Here is a 19,012-nt window from a genome sequence, read left to right as displayed (position 1 = left end):
AACTTACTTAGATTTCTTCCCGATTAAGTGCAATTAAAACCGCTTGTTGGCTAACATTTTTATAGACTGTTTCTAAATATTGCATTACAATATCAGTAGTGGATGAAGCAGAACGATTATTAGAATTTACAGCAAGGGGGGCTAATGGAATTGTACCTAAAACATCCAGTACAGTTTCACTGCCAGGAGGCGGTGTAATCACGACTAAAGCGGGGTCTAGTTGTTCAGAGTAATTCCAGAATTGATTGAGTTTAGGAGCATGGGGGTTCAATTTTATCGCTGTTGTTTCTCTGGTAGAAACGTTAATATCTTCTTCACTTTGACCCCGGAGTTGACGTAATGTTTTAATAATTTGTTCTTGGGTTCTTCCCCGAAGTTGAAATAAAACAAACGGATCTTCACTAAAGCGATCGCCTAACATATAATAAACTGCACCAATATGTTTACAGGGGTTGGCTTTGTCAGGACAACTACATTCAGAATGAACATTATCTAAGGAAAAGGGAAATAATCTTAACCCATTAGCAGCAAATACATCCTCAATATCCTGTGGCATTTCTCCGGCTAATAATTTAGCGCTAAAAATTGCCCGTTGGGATAAAGTTTCAATAATATAATCCCATTCTTCATCACTAAATACATCTAACCACAAGGAAACCGTATAAGGTTCGGGTTGAGTTCCCTGAACCTGGGCTAAAACCTTTTGATCTTTAAAGTCAATGTTTAAAACATTTCCTTGTCTGGCATAATTTCTCGCTCGTTCTAAGCGTTTTTTAAACCGATATTTATCTAATAAATCTAACCATTGTTGTGACCACCATTCTTTGTTCGCATCTATTGTATAGTCTACCATAAAATTACTCCTTTTATTAACAATTTTTTTGAACTTTAAAACTATTCCTCTTCCTCCTCAATAATTGAGTTTCGATCTAATATTAATAGAGTTCTGAGTTGATCGGTATCTAAAGCCGTTAACCAATCTTCTCCCGCACTTACTACTTGTTCTGCTAAGGCTTTTTTACTTTCAATTAAATCATGAATTTTTTCTTCTAATGTTCCCGTACAAACAAATTTATGCACTTGTACATTCCGAGTTTGACCAATTCTAAAAACTCGATCCGTAGCTTGATTTTCAACGGCGGGGTTCCACCATCGGTCAAAATGAAAAACATGATTCGCACGGGTTAAATTTAAACCCACTCCTCCGGCTTTTAATGATAATATCATAATCGGTGGAGCTTGCGGATCATTTTGAAACCGATCAATCATTTCTTCCCGTTTATTTTTTGAGGTACTCCCATACAAAAATAATATTTCTCGGTGAAAATGATGTTCTAAATAGGGTTGTAACAATTTTCCCCATTCTGCAAATTGAGTAAAAATTAAAGCGCGATCGCCTTCTGCTAAAACCTCTTCTAGCATTTCTGTCAACCGTTGTAATTTTCCTGAATATTGGGTTTTAATTAAATCTTGTTTTTCTGATTTTCTACTATTTTTAACTTTAGCTTCGATTAAAACGGGATGATTACAAACTTGTTTCAACCTCACTAATAATGCTAGAATCATTCCTCGACGTTGAATCCCTTCCGCATCATCAATTTTTTCTAAAGATTCATCAACAATTTTTTGATATAGGGTTGCTTGTTCAGTTGTTAATAGACAAAATACTGTATTTTCCTGTTTATCGGGTAAATCTTGAATAATATCTTTATCTGTTTTTAACCGACGTAAAATAAAAGGTTGAACTAGCGATCGCAATATTTTTAACGAGTCCGTATCTCCATATTTTTCAATGGGAATTGCAAACCGTCGTTGAAAAAATGTGCGTTGTCCTAAATACCCTGGATTTAAAAAATCCATAATTGACCACAATTCTGATAAGCGATTTTCTACGGGAGTTCCTGTTAAGGCTATTTTAAAAGATGCGTTGATGTTTCTAACGGTTTTGGATTGTTTTGCATCGGGATTTTTAATATTTTGGGCTTCATCTAATACCAGTCCTTGCCAAGTTACTCCCTGCAATTCCTTTTCATCTCTAAAGGTTAGGGGATAGCTGGTAATGACTAAATTTTTATCTTGAATTATTTTAGCAAAATTTTTACCTTTTGTGCGTTTATCGCCATGATGAATCATCACTTTTAAAGTCGGACTAAACCGTTTAACTTCCCGTTCCCAATTCCCTAAAACCGATGTAGGACAAACTAATAAAACCGGATTTTCTAAACTATTGTTTTCTTTAAGATGAAGTAAGAAAGCAATAAATTCTATCGTTTTTCCTAATCCCATATCATCAGCTAAACACGCACCTAAACCCCATTGTTCAAGGAAGGATAACCAGCCTGCACCCCTGGCTTGATAGGGTCGTAATTCTCCTTTAAAATTCTGTGGGTTCGGAATCGGTTCTAAACTTCGATTATTGGTTAAAGTATTTAATAATTCCTGTAATTTTCCTCCCGCTTCAAAGTTAACAACAGGTAATTTCTCAATCATTTGAGTATCTCCCGTTGATAACCGTAACGCATCTTCTAAGGAGAGAGTCATTTCATCTTTGCGTTGACTAAAAAATGTTTTTGCAGCTTTAATATCCGAGGGTCGTAACTCAACCCATTCTCCATTAATTTCTACTAACGGACTTTCTTTAGAAACTAAGCGATCAAATTCCGCCTTTGTCATCGTTTGTCCGCCAATGGATAATTGCCATTTAAAGTTTAATAAACTTTTTAATCCTAACCGTTCATTCGTTTTTAATTTAGGCGTTTCTGCTTTAATACTTAATCCCAATCGACTCGCCCACCCGTCTCGATTTGCTAAACTCGGAGGTAAAATAACTCCTAACCCACTATCAGTAAAACGCCAAGCATAACTTTTCAGAAATTCATAAGCTTGTAAAGGATTTAAACTACAACTTTCAGGACGAGCTTGTTGTAAACTGGATTCAATAACTGGATATAATTTAGAAGCCAAACCCAAGCCTTTTAACAACGTTTCCTGGGGATGTTTAATCGTTCTCCCTCGATAGGGAAAGGACTCAACTGGATGACTCCAAATAATATGAGTATTGATAATAAATTCAGGATCATCAATCGCTTGTAGACAATATTCTAATTGCCAATTCGGATTATCTTCTGTAGGAGGATGTAACTGAAACGCCGTTGAAAATAGATTTTGTTCAGATAAAGAATATTGTAGCGGAGAAGTCCAATTTTTTAAGGCTGTTTCTAAGGATTCTATTTCTGTTAATTCCCCCTGAACTCTATTTTCTTCTTTCCCTAATCCTTGTAACCAAGCTTGCAGGGTTGGAGGAAGTAAAACCGCATTAGCACTGGCTTTTGTTTCGACTTCTTCAGCAACAGTTCTCACCTGTGCATCGATCATTGTTCCTAAAAAATCAATGATAATATCTTGAGGAGATAAAGGTAAATCAATGGCTAAAGTATCATCTTCTGTTAATTCCTGAACCATTCGACAAACCGTTGGCATTTGTTTAGCAAAGCGTAATAATCGCCCTTGGTCAATGGCACTATCGAGAAGCGGTTGCCATTGTGCAATAATAGTTTGATCAGATTGTTGAATTAATTGGGGTAAAAATTTAGATCTAGCCAATAAATCCAAACTCCAACGGGCAATATGTGACCAAAATCGTAAATCTTCCCCTAAGTTAGATTCTGATGTTGTTACGGTACTTAAAGGTAGAGATTGTAAAAATTGAAAGGCTTGTTTAGGATTAAGAGAAATTCCATTAATTTGCCAAGGATAGAGATGAGATTGAGGACTATTTGTTGCAGTAGAATAAATTGGAGTGACTTCTCCAACTGTTTCAGAAATATGCGTTGGGAGTGCTAGAATTTTTGGGGAGAGGAGATGGGGAGAAATATCGGATAACTTAATATTTTTTAACAGGGGTTGAGTCAAGAGTTCAGTATTGTTTAACGCAAAGGGATAAGGAAGAATCGGTGCTGAAGCCAGGGACTCCGACGTAACTCGTCGCCAGGTTTCTCCCCACAGAAAGAAAGACCGACTCGGCGTAATGCACCAACTTCCATGTAAAATTGCCATCTCATCAACCTGCAACTGTTCTGTATTAATTATATTGTGTCTTGATTCATTAAAACGAAATTTAAAAATTAGAGATTTAATTAAGAGTTGATTGAATTAAAATTAAATTGTCACTAAATCACCTTTGAATCAGATATATTTTACGGTCTTTTAATCCTATTGATTCTCAAATTAATTCTGGTAAATTAATCATCAAGGCAATTCACCATATTCAATTTTGCCCGATCTATTAACAAACAGATTGGAGGAATGAAAAATGAACTATCTACGCAAAAATATTACTGAAAGAGAAGTTGATTTTTGGGGAAAATTAAGAGAAGTTGACCTAAATCCTCTTCTGGAATGGGTCATTTATAAATATCAATGGAATCGAGAAAAAACCTTGGGAGCGATCGCTTTTTATCAGATGTTTTTATTTCTCCTCTATTTATATCCGAATAAAACGATAGTGCCTCCCCTTCCTGAAGTCGATTTAATTTGGCATGAACATATCCTCAATACCCCTAAATACATTCAGGATAGTCAAATGTTATTTGGTCGGTATATTCATCATGTACCAACTTATAGTTTAACCCCTGAAGCCCAAAAACAAACGGAAACCGCCTGGTCAGAAACCTTAGAGTTATGGCGACAACATTTTGGATCAGAAATCTTAGCAAATGCTAATTCAGAAAATCAATCTGATCAAGAATCACAAAAAACACCAAAAGTCGATTGTATTCATCCTAATGAGGCTCATATACTCTAACTGAAACTGTCAGGATCATTTCTAAATTTATCTGACTCTTTAAACAGTTTGCATGGATTTTAAGAGGCTTTGAGCTTGAATAATTTTATCAACCATTCCCAATTTTTCAAATTTGCTCAAAGCTTCCATACCCCAATATCGAGATTTAGAAAAATTCCCTTCAACTTTTTCTAGGCGAGCTAGAGATAAATTATAACAGGCATTTAATTGACAATCATCGTATAGTAATGATGTCTGTAAACCCTGTTCTAATCGATATCGAGCTTGATAGAAGTCCCCTTTAGCTAAAGCAATCCGAGCCATCCAATTTTGAAAAGCAACAGCAATTCTTTGCCATCCGAATTGTTTGGCATTATCCCAAGCTTTTTGATAAAGGGACTGAGCTAAAGAATATTGTTCTAGGTGAAAATAGATTTGCGGTTCATAGTAGTCAAGGATGATTTGCCATCGTTGCGCTCGTTCTGGGTCAAGATGACAATGTTTTAAAATAATTCTAGCTTGCCGTAAATAATCTAAAGCTTGGGAATATTGTTGTTGTTGAAGATGCCAAACCGCTTGATTTTTTGTGAGTTTTAATTGTAAAATTGGGTCAGAATTAGAGGAAATTAGTTGATATAATTTATCCGCTTCTTTCCAACTATTCATTAAAGTTAAAAGCCATGATTTTTCTAAGATTGCTTCTGTAATTGTGGCTGTATCTTTAAGGTCAGCAACTTTCAATAATCCTTCTACTTGCTCTAAACGTTTTTGGTAAGAACCATAAATATAACTATATTGTTGAGTATTTTGTAGAAGAATTTTTAACGATTGATAACGTTCAGGAGCCTGACACCATTCGATAAAAAGTTCTAAGTCTGACCAGTTTTGAGCTAATTTAGTACAATGGTTGGGCCAGTCTAAAATTTGATATTGTTCAGAGATGAATAGATATTGTTTGAGTCCAGCTTCGGCTATTTGTAATGTTAAGCCGAAATCACAGGAAAACAAATCACTCTGATTAGATTTTGGCAAAATTTTATAACCCGCTTTTTCTAATAAATCAGGAATGTTTTGTGATTGTACTTTTTTAAAAGATATACTCCGTTGTTGCAGAAGTTTTGCGATCACTGGATACAATTCTTGAGAAAGCCTATGTCTGACTGTATCAGCTTGAGTTTTAGTAGGTTTATTACCAAACTGACTGGCAATTTCTATAGGACTTTTACCCGCTAAAAGCAGTAACAAATAATCTCGGAGAGTTGGACTTAATTCTTTAATTTGGTAAATTTTTTTCAGTTTTTTTTCTCTGATACAGTTATAAGCATGAAGCAGATCAGCCAACAGTCGCTCAACTTGCCAAGTCTGATAGACCTCATGAAATTCTGGTGGTGGGTTGTTGGGTTGTTGAATCATAAAACAAGAAAGGTTCACATCTATTCCTTAGTTTAGCTGAGATTCCCAGAAATTTATCAACAGTGTGGAGTAGATTTGAAGAAAAATCTATGATTTGCTGGTAATAGTTAGTCTTTGACCCTTGCACACAATACCCCTGTAAAAAATATTCATACTGTGGAGATCTTTTATAGCGGGGAGAAATGTACAGTTTTGATTGCTAATTTACCTGGATTAGCTAAGTCAAGTGTCAGTAATCATTCAATTCTGCGATAATAATCAACTTTCTTTTCTACCCAACCAGACATTATGATGCTATTACCAGAACTCTCAGAAGAATTGATCAAACGTTATCTTCAAGGAGATAGAGATGCTTGTCGAGAACTTTTGAAACGCCCTGAGTATTATCAACTTTGTCAAAAAATTGCGAAGAAAATATTTTCACGAAAACCCCTGGACTGCGAGGATGCGGCTCAATCGGCATTTGAAAAAGTTTTAAAAGAGGCTTTATCTGGTAAATTCAAGAAAGGAAATTCACAACAATTCTATCATTGGTGTGCTAAAGTCGCGTTAAATTATATTCTTGATTTACTTCGTAAAACTAAAAAGGAAACTGAATTTATTCATGCTCAACTTCAAGAAAAAGTGCTTGATGAATATATAGATATTCGAGAAGATTTAGAACTATTGGATACAAACTCTCAAATTCAAAAAGCAATTATTTCTATAGATCAACAATATCCCAAGAAAAAGTATCTTTACATTTGGCAAGGATTAGTGGATAACAAAAAACAAACAGAAATTGCTAAAATTTTAGGTTTTAAACAATCTGAGGTTTCCAAGCGACATCAGGAATTAGCAGTTTTCGTTGGTAAAGAGTTAGGCTATTTAAACGTTAAACAAGCAGAGCAGATGTTAAAACAAATTCGTCAGGGTAGAAGACCGAAACGTTCTCAAGAAGATTGGGAAAACTAAAATAGTCTTTACCACAAAAACAGCAGAACTACAAGCTAAAAACCCGGTTTCTCAAAGAAACCGGGTTTTTGAATCGATATGTACTTCATTCGCCTGAAAACCCGCTCTAAGTTTTTGCAATTTATCTAGTCTATGATGGCATCAAAAACACCTATTTTGTCTAGGTTTATTGAAATTAGATTTAAAAAGTATAGATGCAATCAATATTTGACATTATCTTCTATTGAAATAGATTAAAATTTAGCTATTATTGTTAATAATTTTAAGTCTTTTAAGCGGGTTAAAATCTATTGATATATTCATAAATATGTGCAAAATTAATAATCAAAGCTCTTCAAAAAGCTGAAAATCCAAAAATCTATTCAAGGTCTTTTGATGGACAATAATCTATTTATTTAGACTTATTTTTTATCCTCATTAGGTCTTGATAGCCTAACAACATAGGAGAATATTATGGCTATTTCCATCGGGTCTAATTTGTTTTCATCTGGGTCTTCAATTAATCAAACGATGGTGATGAATGCTCCTGACAGTGGAACTTCATCCACTAATAGTTCTTCTTTATCAGGTACGATGACTCAAACCAGTAGTTTATCTATGAATGGGTCTTCAATTGATCAAATCATGGTAATGAATGCTCCTAATTCTCCAACAATCGTGATCAATACTGGGACTAGCAACGGCGTTTCTACTACTATTAATTCAGGAACAGGTAAAATTCTAAATGGCACCAGTGTAAATGATCTTCTCAACGGGAGTGAAAGTGGAGATATTCTTAATGGTAACTCCGGTAATGATACCTTGAATGGCTTCGGTGGTGGAGATATTCTTAATGGTAACTCCGGTAATGATATTTTATCCGCAGGGAGTGGTAACGATATTCTCAACGGCGACTCCGGTAATGATACTCTCCAAGGAGGTTCTGATGTTGATCAACTCAGTGGAGGTTCTGGTAATGATAAATTAGACGGTGGAGACGGTAACGATATGCTTACCGGAGGTTCTGGTAGTGATAGTTTAATTGGCGGTACAGGAAACGATCTGTTAATTGGTGTTAATGCTAATGCTATGATTGTGGGTTCAACTACAACTATTATCAGTAGTGGTACTTCTGGGCTAGGAGAAATTGATCAATTAACCGGAGGAATGGGAGTCGATCAATTTATTCTGGGTGACAGTAATAACGTCTACTATAACGATGGTAGTTTACTCACTTCTGGTACAACAGATTATGCTTCTATCATCGATTTTAATGCCACTCAGGATAAAATTCAACTCAAAGGATCGGCGAGTAATTATGTCTTAAACGTCTCTGGTTCCAACACCCGAATTTTACTCGATAATGATGGTATTACTGGTTTTAGTGCGAAAGATGAATTGATTGGTACTGTTCAAGGTAACACGAGTTTGAGTTTGAGCAGTAGTGCTTTCAAATATGTCTAAGCACCTCAGAAACCGGGTTTCTGAATCAATCTTTCTTCCTAAGTATTAACTTTCCTGAGAAACCCGGTTTCTAGCACCCCAGAGCACCTCAGAAACCGGGTTTCTAAATTCATCTTTCTTCCTAAGTATTAACTTTCCTGAGAAACCCGGTTTCTAGCACCCCAGAGCACCTCAGAAACCGGGTTTCTAAATTCATCTTTCTTCCTAAGTATTAACTTCCCTGAGAAACCCGGTTTCTAGCACCCCAGAGCACCTCAGAAACCGGGTTTCTAAATTCATCTTTCTTCCTAAGTATTAACTTCCCTGAGAAACCCGGTTTCTATTACCCCAGAGTACCTCAGAAACCGGGTTTCTAAATTCATCTTTCTTCGTGAATAATAACCTCTCTCAGAAACTCGGTTTCTTCTAAAGTGAACGAAGCAATATTGTTACAAATAATCCGATGAAAAATAACATCACAAAGGTTTCTGGTGTTGCTGAATGATTAACATGACGTTCTTCATTACATTTTAAACAAACATAATGATCCGGATCATGGGAATCTCTTACCCAATAACACATCAGTTGATCACATTTCATAATGTTGATTCTCCTTGCAAATTAGCATTAAATTCAGCTAAAGTTAATCCTCGTTGTTTCAGTAAACGATTAATGTGGCGATCGCTAATTTCAACACCAAACTCCCGCTTCAGTTGTTTTGCTAAACTCTTCGCTTTCCAATATTCTGATTTAGAACCAAACTCTTTAGGACGATGTTTCAGTAATTCTTCCAAACGCAGTAAATAATCCTGATTCACTTTTTGCGGACGACCAATAGGCTGATTATTCCACTGTTCTGCTTTTCCTTGTTTTGTCATTAACATCCATCGTCTCGCCGTCATCGCAGAACATCCCAACAATTGACAAATTTCGCTCTGAGTTTTACCCTCATCCGTCAGCAAAATAATCTGAATCCGTTGTTTATAGGTTTTGGGTAAATAGGGATCTTGTAAATCCCTTTTTAAGCATCGCCATTCTAAAGGTTTCAAGTATAACGATTGAGACATATTTGCTACCCCCTGAAAGTGAAAAATATTTTTAAATCTATTATCTGAAATTTATCTAAAAAATCAATTGACAATAGATTGAAATTTTCCCAGTTTCAGACCGTCATACAGATTGCTGATATTGCTTGTGTTGTCGTAATTTCGAGACTTTAAACCCTGACTGCTGATGGTCGAAAAATATCAATTGGGTTTAAATGATTGATTTTACCCTGAATACCGATTATTATTGACTAGGGTTTTGGGGGGAACAAGTTTTCTTTAATTTTTCAATTTTATTTTTTTTATCAATAGATACCTGATCATTAGAACTGTCTGGCGTTACAGGAGGAACTCCAGAATTTTCCAGGTTTACAGAATAAATTGCTTTTGAGATAAGGGATTTACTTTTAGTAAAGTCAAGTTTCTCAAACTTTGTATTAGGAATTTCTGTTTTTCCCTGAAACAAAGCTTCTACTAAGAGAGCCGTTTTCTCTGCCAGATCGTTACTATCCTTACAAACTGTCATAGATTGCCATTGGTCTGCAATCTTATCTATACTTCCATCTGTACCGTCTTGACCTGTAATCAGAATTTGGTCGGGCTTATATCCTAACTTAACTAACTTTTCAATAATCTTATTCGCCATGCCATCATTAGCAACCCAAGCTATTTTTATTTCAGAATATTTTGTTAAGACTTCTTGGATTTTATCAGCCGCTTTTTCAGCGTCCCAACCCTGAATATTAGTCTCTTCTACTAAGTTTAGCCGATTTGTGTCAATATACTCTGTTTGTAAAATACTCTTTAAACCCTCTGCTAATAATTTTGAGTTTGGATCATTCTTGTCTCCATTAATCATCACAAATTTATTACCATCTGGTTTTAATTCATAACGATGATTTTTGTTATCTAAATTTACAAATTGATCTTTAATATATTCTCCCTGTTTTTGACCAACATACTTGCTGTCAAAAGAAATGTAATAATCAGCATAAATATTACCGTTGTCAATCGCTCGATCATAGGCAATTACAGGAATCTGCTTTTCAGACGCTTTTTTGACAATTTCTGTAGCATCAGAACTCGAACTTGGCCCCAGTATTAATAAACAAGCACCTTGCTCAATAGCACGATTAGCTTGCTGAAATTGTTTCTGTGGATCACCATTAGCATTAAAATAGAGAAGGGTAAGATCCTTGACATTATTATTTTTGATCAGTTTCTGTGCAATTCTGCGTTCTAATTCAGGACGATCTGACAGTTCCCATCGCGCTGCTGGGCCAGTCTCCGGTAGTAAAATGGCAATTTTATTACAACCTTTAGCACTTGGCTGATTGGACGGACTACAACCACCTATTAAAGTTAGTAAAGCTAAGAATAATGCTAAAATAGCTTGAACTGGAAAGGAAAAGGGGTTTAGTCTAAACATAGATTTTAAGAGCTAGGTTATGTCTAAAAAAAGATTGAATCGCAGAAAAGCGTTGTTCACGATTTTATCCTTGTGTTTTATTGTACCTGGGGTGGCTGTATTAATACGCAATTTAATTGGCAAACTTTCATCAAAGCCAAACAGCAATAGTTCTCCTAATCTCAAAACTTTGACTGGCCCCCAATCCAGAAGTTTACTAATTATAGATCAAACAGGCCAGGAGTCTGAAAAAACAATTAGTATTTATTCTCAAGAGTTAAACGCTGATACAATTTTAGAATTGGTGAAGATTGAGGGAGGTAAAAACCAATTTGGTTCAGATCTTAAAGAAATTGGTCATCTAGATAGTGAAGAACCAAAGTTTTTGGTTACAATTCCAGAATTTTATATGAGTCTTTATCCCATTACACAAGAACAGTGGGAAGCTGTCATGGGAGATAATCCATCAACTTTTCAAGGACAAATGAATCTACCTGTGGAAACTGTATCTTGGGATGATGCTCAAAAGTTCTGTGAAGAATTAAGGAATAAAACTGGAAAAAACTATCGCTTACCGAGTGAAACTGAATGGGAATATGCTTGTCGTGCTGACACTATCACTCCTTTCTATTTTGGTAATGATATTAGTTTTGAACAAGCTAACTATGATACTAATTATGATTATGCTTATAAAAATAAAATAGGATCAAAAACTTCTACAAATTGTCCTGCAAACTATCTGGCAAGAACTACCCCAGTCGGAGAGTTTCGAGGGAATCAGTTTGGTTTATACGATATGCACGGGAATGTTTGGGAATGGTGTGAAGATGCTTGGATGAAAAACCATAGTCAAACACCCCATGATGGAACTGTTCGTCCACACGACCCAAATAAACATAAACAAGCCGTGATCCGAGGCGGTAGTTGGCATAGTTTTCCAGCAAGATGTCGCAGTGCTGCTAGAGAAGGGATGTGGAAAAATATGAAAAGTAATCGCATTGGGTTTAGGGTTGTTATGGAAATTAAAAATGTTACTTGATTGTCTAAGAACTTTCTGAATCTCCGTTGATGAACCATTGAAAAATAAACAGGATCAGTAAAGCTAGAAAACTAGCTGATGCGGTTGAAATAATCAGTGGTAAAATATCAATGGATTCTTCTCGGTTTAACCAATATCCAATATAAATTCCTACGCTGGAAACAACAGAGATAATCAGTTGATAGATTTTTTGTTCTAAGGGAACACGATTTTTAATGAGTGCGATCGCCAACAAAATAACACCAACGATTAACACAACTCCCGGCGGAGGAAAAGTTAAATTTTTGTTAAAAATAGCGATCGCAATTAACCAAACACCCGCCCCCATCAATGCTGTTCTTAAGTATAAACCCCAATCCGTTACAGGGGAAGATGGCAATTTTTCCTGTTTGATTACAGGGGGATTTGGTATCGGAGGAGGTGCTGGTGCACGTCGGGAACGTTGAGGAGGATTCTGTTGAGGTGGAGAAGATTTAACAGTCTTTTTGCTTTCTGGTTGAGGGAGTAAATCTAACCATTCTTGCACAGATTGAGGTCTATGTTCGGCAAAAAGTTCCATCCCTGAAAGAATAGCTCTATTGACTTTATCGCTAATCTTTGGATTAATTATTTTGGGAGGAGCTAAATCATCCTCTTGGTTTTTTCCTTTTTTTAGAAGTCTTGTTAATGGGTTACTTGGAACTGTTTTTGTTAGCATGAAGTATAGTGTAGCAGCCAAAGCATACACATCTGTATAAGAGCCTTGAGGTTGATACCGATAATATTGCTCTATAGGTGCAAAACCACGAGTTGCTATTTCAGTAAATTCCTGCTCAGTATCAATAACATCACGGGCAATCCCAAAATCGATTAAAACTACTTCTGTTTCATTCTGACTTTTGATCCGGCGAATAATATTTTTGGGATTAACATCGCGATGTAATAAGATCGGTTGAAAACTATGGATATACTGTAAGGCATCCCCTATTTGTCGAATATACAATATAGCTTCTGCTTCTGATAAAAAATTCCGATTGTCTTCCAGCCAGTTTTGTAAATTTTGACCCTCAATATATTCCATGACGATACAGGGTAAATCACCGATCAAAAAAGGTTTTTTAATTTGTACAATGTGAGGGTGCTTACATTTGGCAAGGCGCATAGCTTCATTTAAAAAATCATCTCTATTTTTTTCATCTTCTTTGTTACCTCTTTCATATTTTCTTAGAGTTTTAATCACAACTTTTTGATAATTTTTATCATGAGCAAGAAAAGTCACTCCAAAACCACCACCACCAATTGGTTTTTCAATTATATAATCTTTTAACTTCACCCCTGATCGCCAGTACGACGGATTATTCTCTTGATTGTTCTTATCCCTTCCAAAGTTTTGATGTATTTTTTCTGTATCTTCCTTATTGGTATTACCGAAGCCAGAATCATTGCTATCATCATCCTGTTGATTCTTCATAACACATCTCCCCTGGTTATTGAAAATAATTACAGAGAAACGAGCGATCGCTTTTCTCCTTCAAACCCAAAACTACTCCAGAGGGTAGGTTGATAACGGTTATTAGTGAGAAAGTAAAACTTTCAGTCAACCTCCCTCAACAATTTTCTCTCGTGGATCAATTTTATCCCCTGAGTTGATAGGAAGCAATTCGCTTTTTATAAAATTTAATAAACTTAATATTTCCTAGTCAACCCGTTTAACATTAAAAACATAACCCTCATTTCTGAGCGTCTCAAAAACATTATTAATCTTGTAATTTTCGGTAATTTCTTTTTGTAATCTACAAATCAAATTAGCAACATCACCATTAGTTTTAGTCAGATCATCTCCCCAAATAGCTTCAATTAAATCAGAATGTTTACACAAAGTAGGCTCCCCTTGATTTTGATGATTTTGTTCAGTCATATAATCAACCATTTTCCGTTGTAGAGGAGTTAATTTGATGACGTAGCGGTTGTTTCCTATAACGACAGACAACTTGCTTTGACTCAAGTTATACTCCAAAAAAGGCTCAGGTGGGGGCTTTTTAGTTGAATCTTGTTCATCCCAAAATGTTAATTGAAAAGGTGAAGTTTCTGATGAGCTATAGATCAAAATCAGATCTTCATGATGAAGACGAACTCCTTTATCTCCTTGTAGTCGTACATCCTGCTCCAATTCCGCATATCGTTTGAGCCAAGTTCCATTTTTACTCCCTTCATCCACAAGCCACCAAAATCCTTGGTTTCCTTTTTTAACGATATAACAATGGGTTCTGGAAACCCGTTCTTCTGGATCGGGTTGAAGAACAATATCATTATAATCTAAACGACCAATTCTAATCAGGCTATCTTCAGTTTTAGAGGAGAGGGGGTAATTTTCCTCTCGACCATCAGGATATCCAATTTTCAGAAATTGCACTTCTGGGTTAATCATATTCCTACTATCCAGATAGAACTAGATATTATTGTTTAACTATCATTAATCATAAATTATACCTGAAAGCTCCAAAAGCATCTAAAATTTTAAACTTTTTTAACATAAATAAAAACGTCAACAAAATCAAGAACTGTTAAGTCGGGGACTAGGGTAAAAAAAGTTATCAACACTATGGAGTAGATTTTCCAGTCCATCTATGATTTCCTGGGAAAAAGACTGGCAATCTTCCTATCCATCCCCGGATGTGGAATTGATCATATAGTAGTTAAAATCCCATTTACTCCGTGTTCATGGGCATTTAGACCTCTAATGTCACTTTTTTTCACTTTTTTCACTTTGGGTTTCACTTTTTGGCAACTTTTTTTCCCTAAGAGTGTGATAGGCTATTGCCATGAGTAATTTTTTTCGATACTTCGACAGGTTTAAACCTGTTGCTACACAGTTAAAGTTCGCCTATGCCAACTTAGAACAGATGCAAAAAAATTAATTTTTCCAGAAAATTCAAATTTAAGACTTCAGGAGATTAACCGATGAACAACGATTTGAATCATCTCTATGACTCTCTAACATCTATAAGTATTAATGACAGTTTTAGTAATAATTCTGATCTGCATTCCCAGAACATTAACTCAAGCGATCCCGATCATTTTTCCCATTCAGGAATGTTAGATTTTAGCCTACAATACGGGGCTGAATCATTGCAATTTCCGGGTTTTGAGACGAATAGTTTTGATAATCACCCGCAGGATTATTCATTATCTGATTCAACAAATCTTCATCATCCACAGCCTAATTATCACCAGAATATAGGATATGAAGAGAGTTCTATATATAGCGATCGCAGCCACGAATCGGCAAATTTAGGACAAAATGAATATCATTTTCCTATTACAGAACAACTTCAAGTCATGAACTGCCATGATAATTGTCCTTACACAACAATAAGTAATAGTGGCTCAATTTACAAACATACATCAGATAGTTCTTCGGGTGACTGGGTTGGCAAGGTAGATGGGCGATCTGTTTACAATACATCAAACCACTATTTAGGTTATACAGGAACAGATGGCAAAGTTTATGATAACGATAACCATTGTGTAGGTTGGGTAGATGGCTGTCATGTTTACAATAAAGGTGGCGTAGAAGTTTATGAAACGACAAGAGGTGTTGTTGGTGCGGCTGCTTATTTGTTGTGTGTTTATTATGGTGGCGTGAATTAAATTGGAGACTAATATAAATGTTTCACCTATCCTCAAAGATGATAGCCAAGTGTTAACTTTAGTTAAATTTAAAATAGGGCTAAAGCCCAACTACAAACTTTAAAACTTAGTACAATTAATGGAGGTTTAATCATGGTTTGGAACTGGTTAAAAAATGTAGGTAAAGCAATAGTTGATACTGCTCAAGCTATGTTTACACCACAAGTATATACAGCAAGAAAACAACGAGAAAATACTACTGCAATTGTTCAGTCTAATGTGGCTTTAGCTGAAAGACGAGATGAAATGCAAGTTGCTCAGTTAAAGTTACAATATATTCAAGAAAAAGAAAGACAAGAATTTCAAGCTGAACAATCATATTTGAGTAATCAAAGAGTTAAAGAAGCACAAGAAAGACAACTTACTGCTCAAGCTGAACAAGCTGCATTAAGTCATCAAAGAGCTAAAGAATTACAAGAAAGACAACTGGTTTTTCAAGCTGAACAAGCTAAATTAAGTCAGCAGCGTCAAGATGAATTACAAAAGTTTATTCAACAAGTGCAAATTATAATTAATGACAAAAATCTTGATTTTCAACGGTGGCGTTTTGAACAAGAAAAGGAATTACAATTACAAATTCTGCAATTAAATCAGGATTTTCAGCGAGAGTTAGCAATTTATCAACGTCAAACTTCCTTAAAAGTTGTTGAGGAACAAAAAAGATTAGAAAATTCTCCTGTGTGGTTAGTAGCTTCCGATATTCTCAATTCTAACATTACAGGAGTAATGCCTTTACATATCTTTTTTGCACCGCCTAAATTACAGTTTGAACGCTTTGCTAATGCTGCTAATAATAATAAAGGATTTCCTGATCTGGAATTAACTTTAGCGGAAGGATTACGACAATTTTTTAAAGAATATGCTCAACAAAAGCGTCCTTTAGATTTTTTAGCGGGGGCTTGGGTAAGTAAAGCTTTTCACAGTGAAGCGAGTATTAAGGCTTTATTTGGTGTCTTAAAATCTGAACCAACTTTAGTTTTAGAATCAGAAATTGATGGCGATTATCTTAATTTTCGGGTAGCTTATTGGGGCTTAAATTGGTCTGATTTTCGTTATGATCCGATTATATCTCGTTTACCTTATCGTAATATTCTCTATGATGCTGCCAAAAACAGAGCGAGGAAATGGCTAGAAACCAGAGAAAAATTGATTGCTACAGGAGAAAATCCTGAAGAAGTGGATAAAATGTATGGTGCTGATAACGTGCAGAATTTGGCAATTTTACAAAAAGAGGAAAAGTTCAGAAGTAGTGGAATTAGTATTAGTGACTTAGAACTTCATTATCGAGTTAATAATAAAGATTTTGAGGATTTAGGACAATTTTTCATTCTTTATCATTGTGTATTTTCTGGTTTGATTGCTGATGAATACTTCCTAATTGAATACAATTTACCCCCTAGTCTTCCTCAGCTTTTGCCAAATTTAATTAACAAAGTTAATGATACAGAAACATTAAAAGAGTTAATTAAGTCCATTGTTTTCTATTACCAAAAGATGTATGATGCTTTAGCGGAAGATAACGAACGCTGTGCCCTGATTCCTGATTTAGCGTTAGATTTAGCTTTAGGTTTAGCGAATTTAGCTGATAAAATTTGGGCAAAAGGACGGATTATTTATTCCTTACAACAATGGTTAAAGTTACACGAGTTAGAAATAACCAATGATTTTGAATCTTTACTAACTAAGGTGACATCTGCTTTAACTATTGATGATGTTGACTATGTAAATAAGTTAAATCAATGTTTACAAGCTATTAATGATAGTCATTCTTTGAGTGTTCAAGATGCTTGTTATCAAAGAGGTTTAAATCGTTCTAAAAATGGGGATTGTGATCAAGCAATTGCGGACTTTAATCAAGCAATCGAGTTAAATTCTCAATGGGCTGATGCTTATTATAATCGGGGATTAACTTATATGAAGTTAGAACAAACTCAAAAAGCAATTAATGATTATACTGAAGCTTTGAAAATTAAGCCTAATTGGGATAGTGCTTATTGTAATCGAGGTAATGCTTATTATAAGTTAGGGGAATATGAACAAGCCATTTTAGATTATGATTCGGCTTTGAGAATTAACCCTAATTATAATCAAGCGCAAAGAAATAAAGAGGTTGTTCAAGGTGTGTGGGATGAGGTAAAACGAGAAAAACAACGCCAAAAAAACGAGCGGAAACGTAAATTAGAAAAAGTATCTATTGCTTATACTTTGTCAAAACATTCTAACAGTGTTCTTTGTTTAAGAATTTTGGCTGAAGGTCAAACTCTAGTAAGTGCAAGTAGTGATAACACTATTAAAATATGGAATTTAAAAACTGGTCAAAAAATTAGAGATTTTAAAGGTCATTCTAGTCAGATAAACGCACTTGCTATCACTCCAAACGATCAAACTTTAGCGAGTGGTAGTAGTGACAATACCATTAAACTATGGAACTTACAAACTGGTCAAAAGATTAGAACTTTGACAGGTCACTCTGGTCAGATAAATACACTTGCTATCACTCCAGATAGTCAAATTTTAGTCAGTGGTAGTAATGACAATACCATTAAACTATGGAACTTACAAACTGGTCAAGAGATCAGAACTTTAATAGGTCACTCTGGTCAGATAAACGCACTTTCTATCACTAAAAATGGTCAAACTTTAATCAGTGGAAGTCACGATTCAAGTGTTAAATTTTGGGATTTAATTAGTGGAGAAAATACCCATACCATTAGCAGACATTCTGATTGGGTAAACGCCCTGGTAATTACTTCTGATGATAAAACTGTCATTAGTGGTAGTGATGACAAAACTATTAGATTGTCGGATATAGAAACAACTGAAGAAGTTAGAACATTAAGAGGACATTCGGCTTATATCAAAGCCTTAGCAATTAGCGCTGATAGCAAGCGTTTAGTCAGTAGTGATCAAAATAATGATATCATTGTTTGGGATCTTAATACTGGAAAAAATTTAAAGCAATTTTCTGAACATTCAGGAGGTGTTTTCTCCCTTGCAATTAGTCCAGATGGTTATACCTTAGTTAGTGGAGGTGGTGATAATTTAATCAAAATTTGGCGAGTACAGGAATAAATATTAGGGTTTGTAGGACAGGCTTCTAGCCTGTCATTTTCTATTGAATGTATAAAAAGTTGTTTTGAGGAGTCAATTGACAAAATAATAATTAATTCGTTATAATCAAGACAGATCAACACCTTGTTGATCTGTCTTGATTTAAGAGTATGGACAGTAAAGATTAATTTCAGTTAAAATCAATTAATAACAATAATCAATAGTTA

Annotated in this window: 14 protein-coding genes; 6 read left to right on the top strand and 8 right to left on the bottom strand. The window is 35.2% G+C overall.

Features of this window, described 5'->3' with window-relative positions; translation table 11 throughout:
- Positions 1-7: 7 nt before the first annotated feature.
- Complete coding sequence (locus tag H6G57_RS03055; protein WP_190515886.1) at positions 8-853, bottom strand: SWIM zinc finger family protein; 846 nt, start codon at positions 851-853, stop codon at positions 8-10.
- 41 nt (positions 854-894) lie between these two features.
- Positions 895-4,056, bottom strand: coding sequence for a DEAD/DEAH box helicase (locus H6G57_RS03050; protein ID WP_190515884.1), 3,162 nt, complete (start codon positions 4,054-4,056; stop codon positions 895-897).
- Positions 4,057-4,312: 256 nt separating this feature from the next.
- Here H6G57_RS03050 and H6G57_RS03045 point away from each other — a divergent pair, with 256 nt between their 5' ends.
- Entirely contained in the window at positions 4,313-4,804 is a 492-nt protein-coding gene (locus tag H6G57_RS03045) for a hypothetical protein (protein WP_190515882.1), read from the top strand.
- 39 nt (positions 4,805-4,843) lie between these two features.
- Here H6G57_RS03045 and H6G57_RS03040 read toward each other — a convergent pair whose 3' ends face one another.
- Entirely contained in the window at positions 4,844-6,196 is a 1,353-nt protein-coding gene (locus tag H6G57_RS03040) for a hypothetical protein (RefSeq protein ID WP_206756685.1), read from the bottom strand.
- 288 nt (positions 6,197-6,484) lie between these two features.
- Here H6G57_RS03040 and H6G57_RS03035 point away from each other — a divergent pair, with 288 nt between their 5' ends.
- Both H6G57_RS03035 and H6G57_RS03030 read left to right on the top strand, forming a co-directional pair.
- Positions 6,485-7,150 (top strand): RNA polymerase sigma factor, encoded by a 666-nt coding sequence (locus H6G57_RS03035; RefSeq protein ID WP_190515879.1) that lies wholly within the window; start codon positions 6,485-6,487, stop codon positions 7,148-7,150.
- A 453-nt stretch (positions 7,151-7,603) separates the two neighbouring features.
- Entirely contained in the window at positions 7,604-8,593 is a 990-nt protein-coding gene (locus tag H6G57_RS03030) for a calcium-binding protein (RefSeq protein ID WP_190515878.1), read from the top strand.
- 405 nt (positions 8,594-8,998) lie between these two features.
- On the opposite strand, the gene H6G57_RS03025 is transcribed toward H6G57_RS03030, so the two are convergent.
- The 3 genes from H6G57_RS03025 to H6G57_RS03015 all read right to left on the bottom strand — a co-directional run bounded on the left by H6G57_RS03025 (position 8,999) and on the right by H6G57_RS03015 (position 11,047).
- The gene (locus tag H6G57_RS03025) at positions 8,999-9,172 is read right to left on the bottom strand and encodes a hypothetical protein (RefSeq protein ID WP_190515876.1); all 174 of its coding nucleotides are present in this window, start codon (positions 9,170-9,172) and stop codon (positions 8,999-9,001) included.
- Positions 9,169-9,639: a helix-turn-helix domain-containing protein gene (locus tag H6G57_RS03020; RefSeq protein WP_190515874.1), complete on the bottom strand. Its 471-nt coding sequence runs from the start codon at positions 9,637-9,639 to the stop codon at positions 9,169-9,171. The genes H6G57_RS03025 and H6G57_RS03020 overlap by 4 nt, the downstream gene beginning before the upstream one ends.
- A 223-nt stretch (positions 9,640-9,862) precedes the next feature.
- The gene (locus tag H6G57_RS03015; RefSeq protein WP_190515873.1) at positions 9,863-11,047 is read right to left on the bottom strand and encodes a substrate-binding domain-containing protein; all 1,185 of its coding nucleotides are present in this window, start codon (positions 11,045-11,047) and stop codon (positions 9,863-9,865) included.
- 19 nt (positions 11,048-11,066) lie between these two features.
- Between H6G57_RS03015 and H6G57_RS03010 the strand changes: the two genes are divergently transcribed.
- Complete coding sequence (locus tag H6G57_RS03010; protein ID WP_190515871.1) at positions 11,067-12,065, top strand: formylglycine-generating enzyme family protein; 999 nt, start codon at positions 11,067-11,069, stop codon at positions 12,063-12,065.
- Between the two features lie 4 nt (positions 12,066-12,069).
- Here H6G57_RS03010 and H6G57_RS03005 read toward each other — a convergent pair whose 3' ends face one another.
- Both H6G57_RS03005 and H6G57_RS03000 read right to left on the bottom strand, forming a co-directional pair.
- Positions 12,070-13,515: a protein kinase gene (locus H6G57_RS03005; RefSeq protein WP_190515870.1), complete on the bottom strand. Its 1,446-nt coding sequence runs from the start codon at positions 13,513-13,515 to the stop codon at positions 12,070-12,072.
- 225 nt (positions 13,516-13,740) lie between these two features.
- Positions 13,741-14,472, bottom strand: coding sequence for an FHA domain-containing protein (locus tag H6G57_RS03000; RefSeq protein ID WP_190515868.1), 732 nt, complete (start codon positions 14,470-14,472; stop codon positions 13,741-13,743).
- Positions 14,473-15,005: 533 nt separating this feature from the next.
- Between H6G57_RS03000 and H6G57_RS02995 the strand changes: the two genes are divergently transcribed.
- Entirely contained in the window at positions 15,006-15,695 is a 690-nt protein-coding gene (locus H6G57_RS02995; RefSeq protein ID WP_190515866.1) for a 4-fold beta flower protein, read from the top strand.
- A gap of 132 nt (positions 15,696-15,827) precedes the next feature.
- Positions 15,828-18,806, top strand: a complete 2,979-nt coding sequence (locus H6G57_RS02990) for a tetratricopeptide repeat protein (protein ID WP_190515865.1) — start codon at positions 15,828-15,830, stop codon at positions 18,804-18,806.
- Positions 18,807-19,012 lie beyond the last annotated feature (206 nt).

This window comes from Planktothrix sp. FACHB-1365 (assembly GCF_014697575.1).
Lineage (GTDB): Bacteria > Cyanobacteriota > Cyanobacteriia > Cyanobacteriales > Microcoleaceae > Planktothrix.
Note: the sequence above shows the minus strand (reverse complement) of the source record. Positions and strands in the feature narration are given on the sequence as shown.

Excerpts from the sequence above, each read along its gene's own strand:
- H6G57_RS03055 (WP_190515886.1), bottom strand. The coding sequence starts at position 853 with ATGGTAGACTATACAATAGATGCGAACAAAGAATGGTGGTCACAACAA.
- H6G57_RS03050 (WP_190515884.1), bottom strand. The coding sequence starts at position 4,056 with ATGGCAATTTTACATGGAAGTTGGTGCATTACGCCGAGTCGGTCTTTC.
- H6G57_RS03045 (WP_190515882.1), top strand. The coding sequence starts at position 4,313 with ATGAACTATCTACGCAAAAATATTACTGAAAGAGAAGTTGATTTTTGG.
- H6G57_RS03040 (WP_206756685.1), bottom strand. The coding sequence starts at position 6,196 with ATGATTCAACAACCCAACAACCCACCACCAGAATTTCATGAGGTCTAT.
- H6G57_RS03035 (WP_190515879.1), top strand. The coding sequence starts at position 6,485 with ATGATGCTATTACCAGAACTCTCAGAAGAATTGATCAAACGTTATCTT.
- H6G57_RS03030 (WP_190515878.1), top strand. The coding sequence starts at position 7,604 with ATGGCTATTTCCATCGGGTCTAATTTGTTTTCATCTGGGTCTTCAATT.
- H6G57_RS03025 (WP_190515876.1), bottom strand. The coding sequence starts at position 9,172 with ATGAAATGTGATCAACTGATGTGTTATTGGGTAAGAGATTCCCATGAT.
- H6G57_RS03020 (WP_190515874.1), bottom strand. The coding sequence starts at position 9,639 with ATGTCTCAATCGTTATACTTGAAACCTTTAGAATGGCGATGCTTAAAA.
- H6G57_RS03015 (WP_190515873.1), bottom strand. The coding sequence starts at position 11,047 with ATGTTTAGACTAAACCCCTTTTCCTTTCCAGTTCAAGCTATTTTAGCA.
- H6G57_RS03010 (WP_190515871.1), top strand. The coding sequence starts at position 11,067 with ATGTCTAAAAAAAGATTGAATCGCAGAAAAGCGTTGTTCACGATTTTA.
- H6G57_RS03005 (WP_190515870.1), bottom strand. The coding sequence starts at position 13,515 with ATGAAGAATCAACAGGATGATGATAGCAATGATTCTGGCTTCGGTAAT.
- H6G57_RS03000 (WP_190515868.1), bottom strand. The coding sequence starts at position 14,472 with ATGATTAACCCAGAAGTGCAATTTCTGAAAATTGGATATCCTGATGGT.
- H6G57_RS02995 (WP_190515866.1), top strand. The coding sequence starts at position 15,006 with ATGAACAACGATTTGAATCATCTCTATGACTCTCTAACATCTATAAGT.
- H6G57_RS02990 (WP_190515865.1), top strand. The coding sequence starts at position 15,828 with ATGGTTTGGAACTGGTTAAAAAATGTAGGTAAAGCAATAGTTGATACT.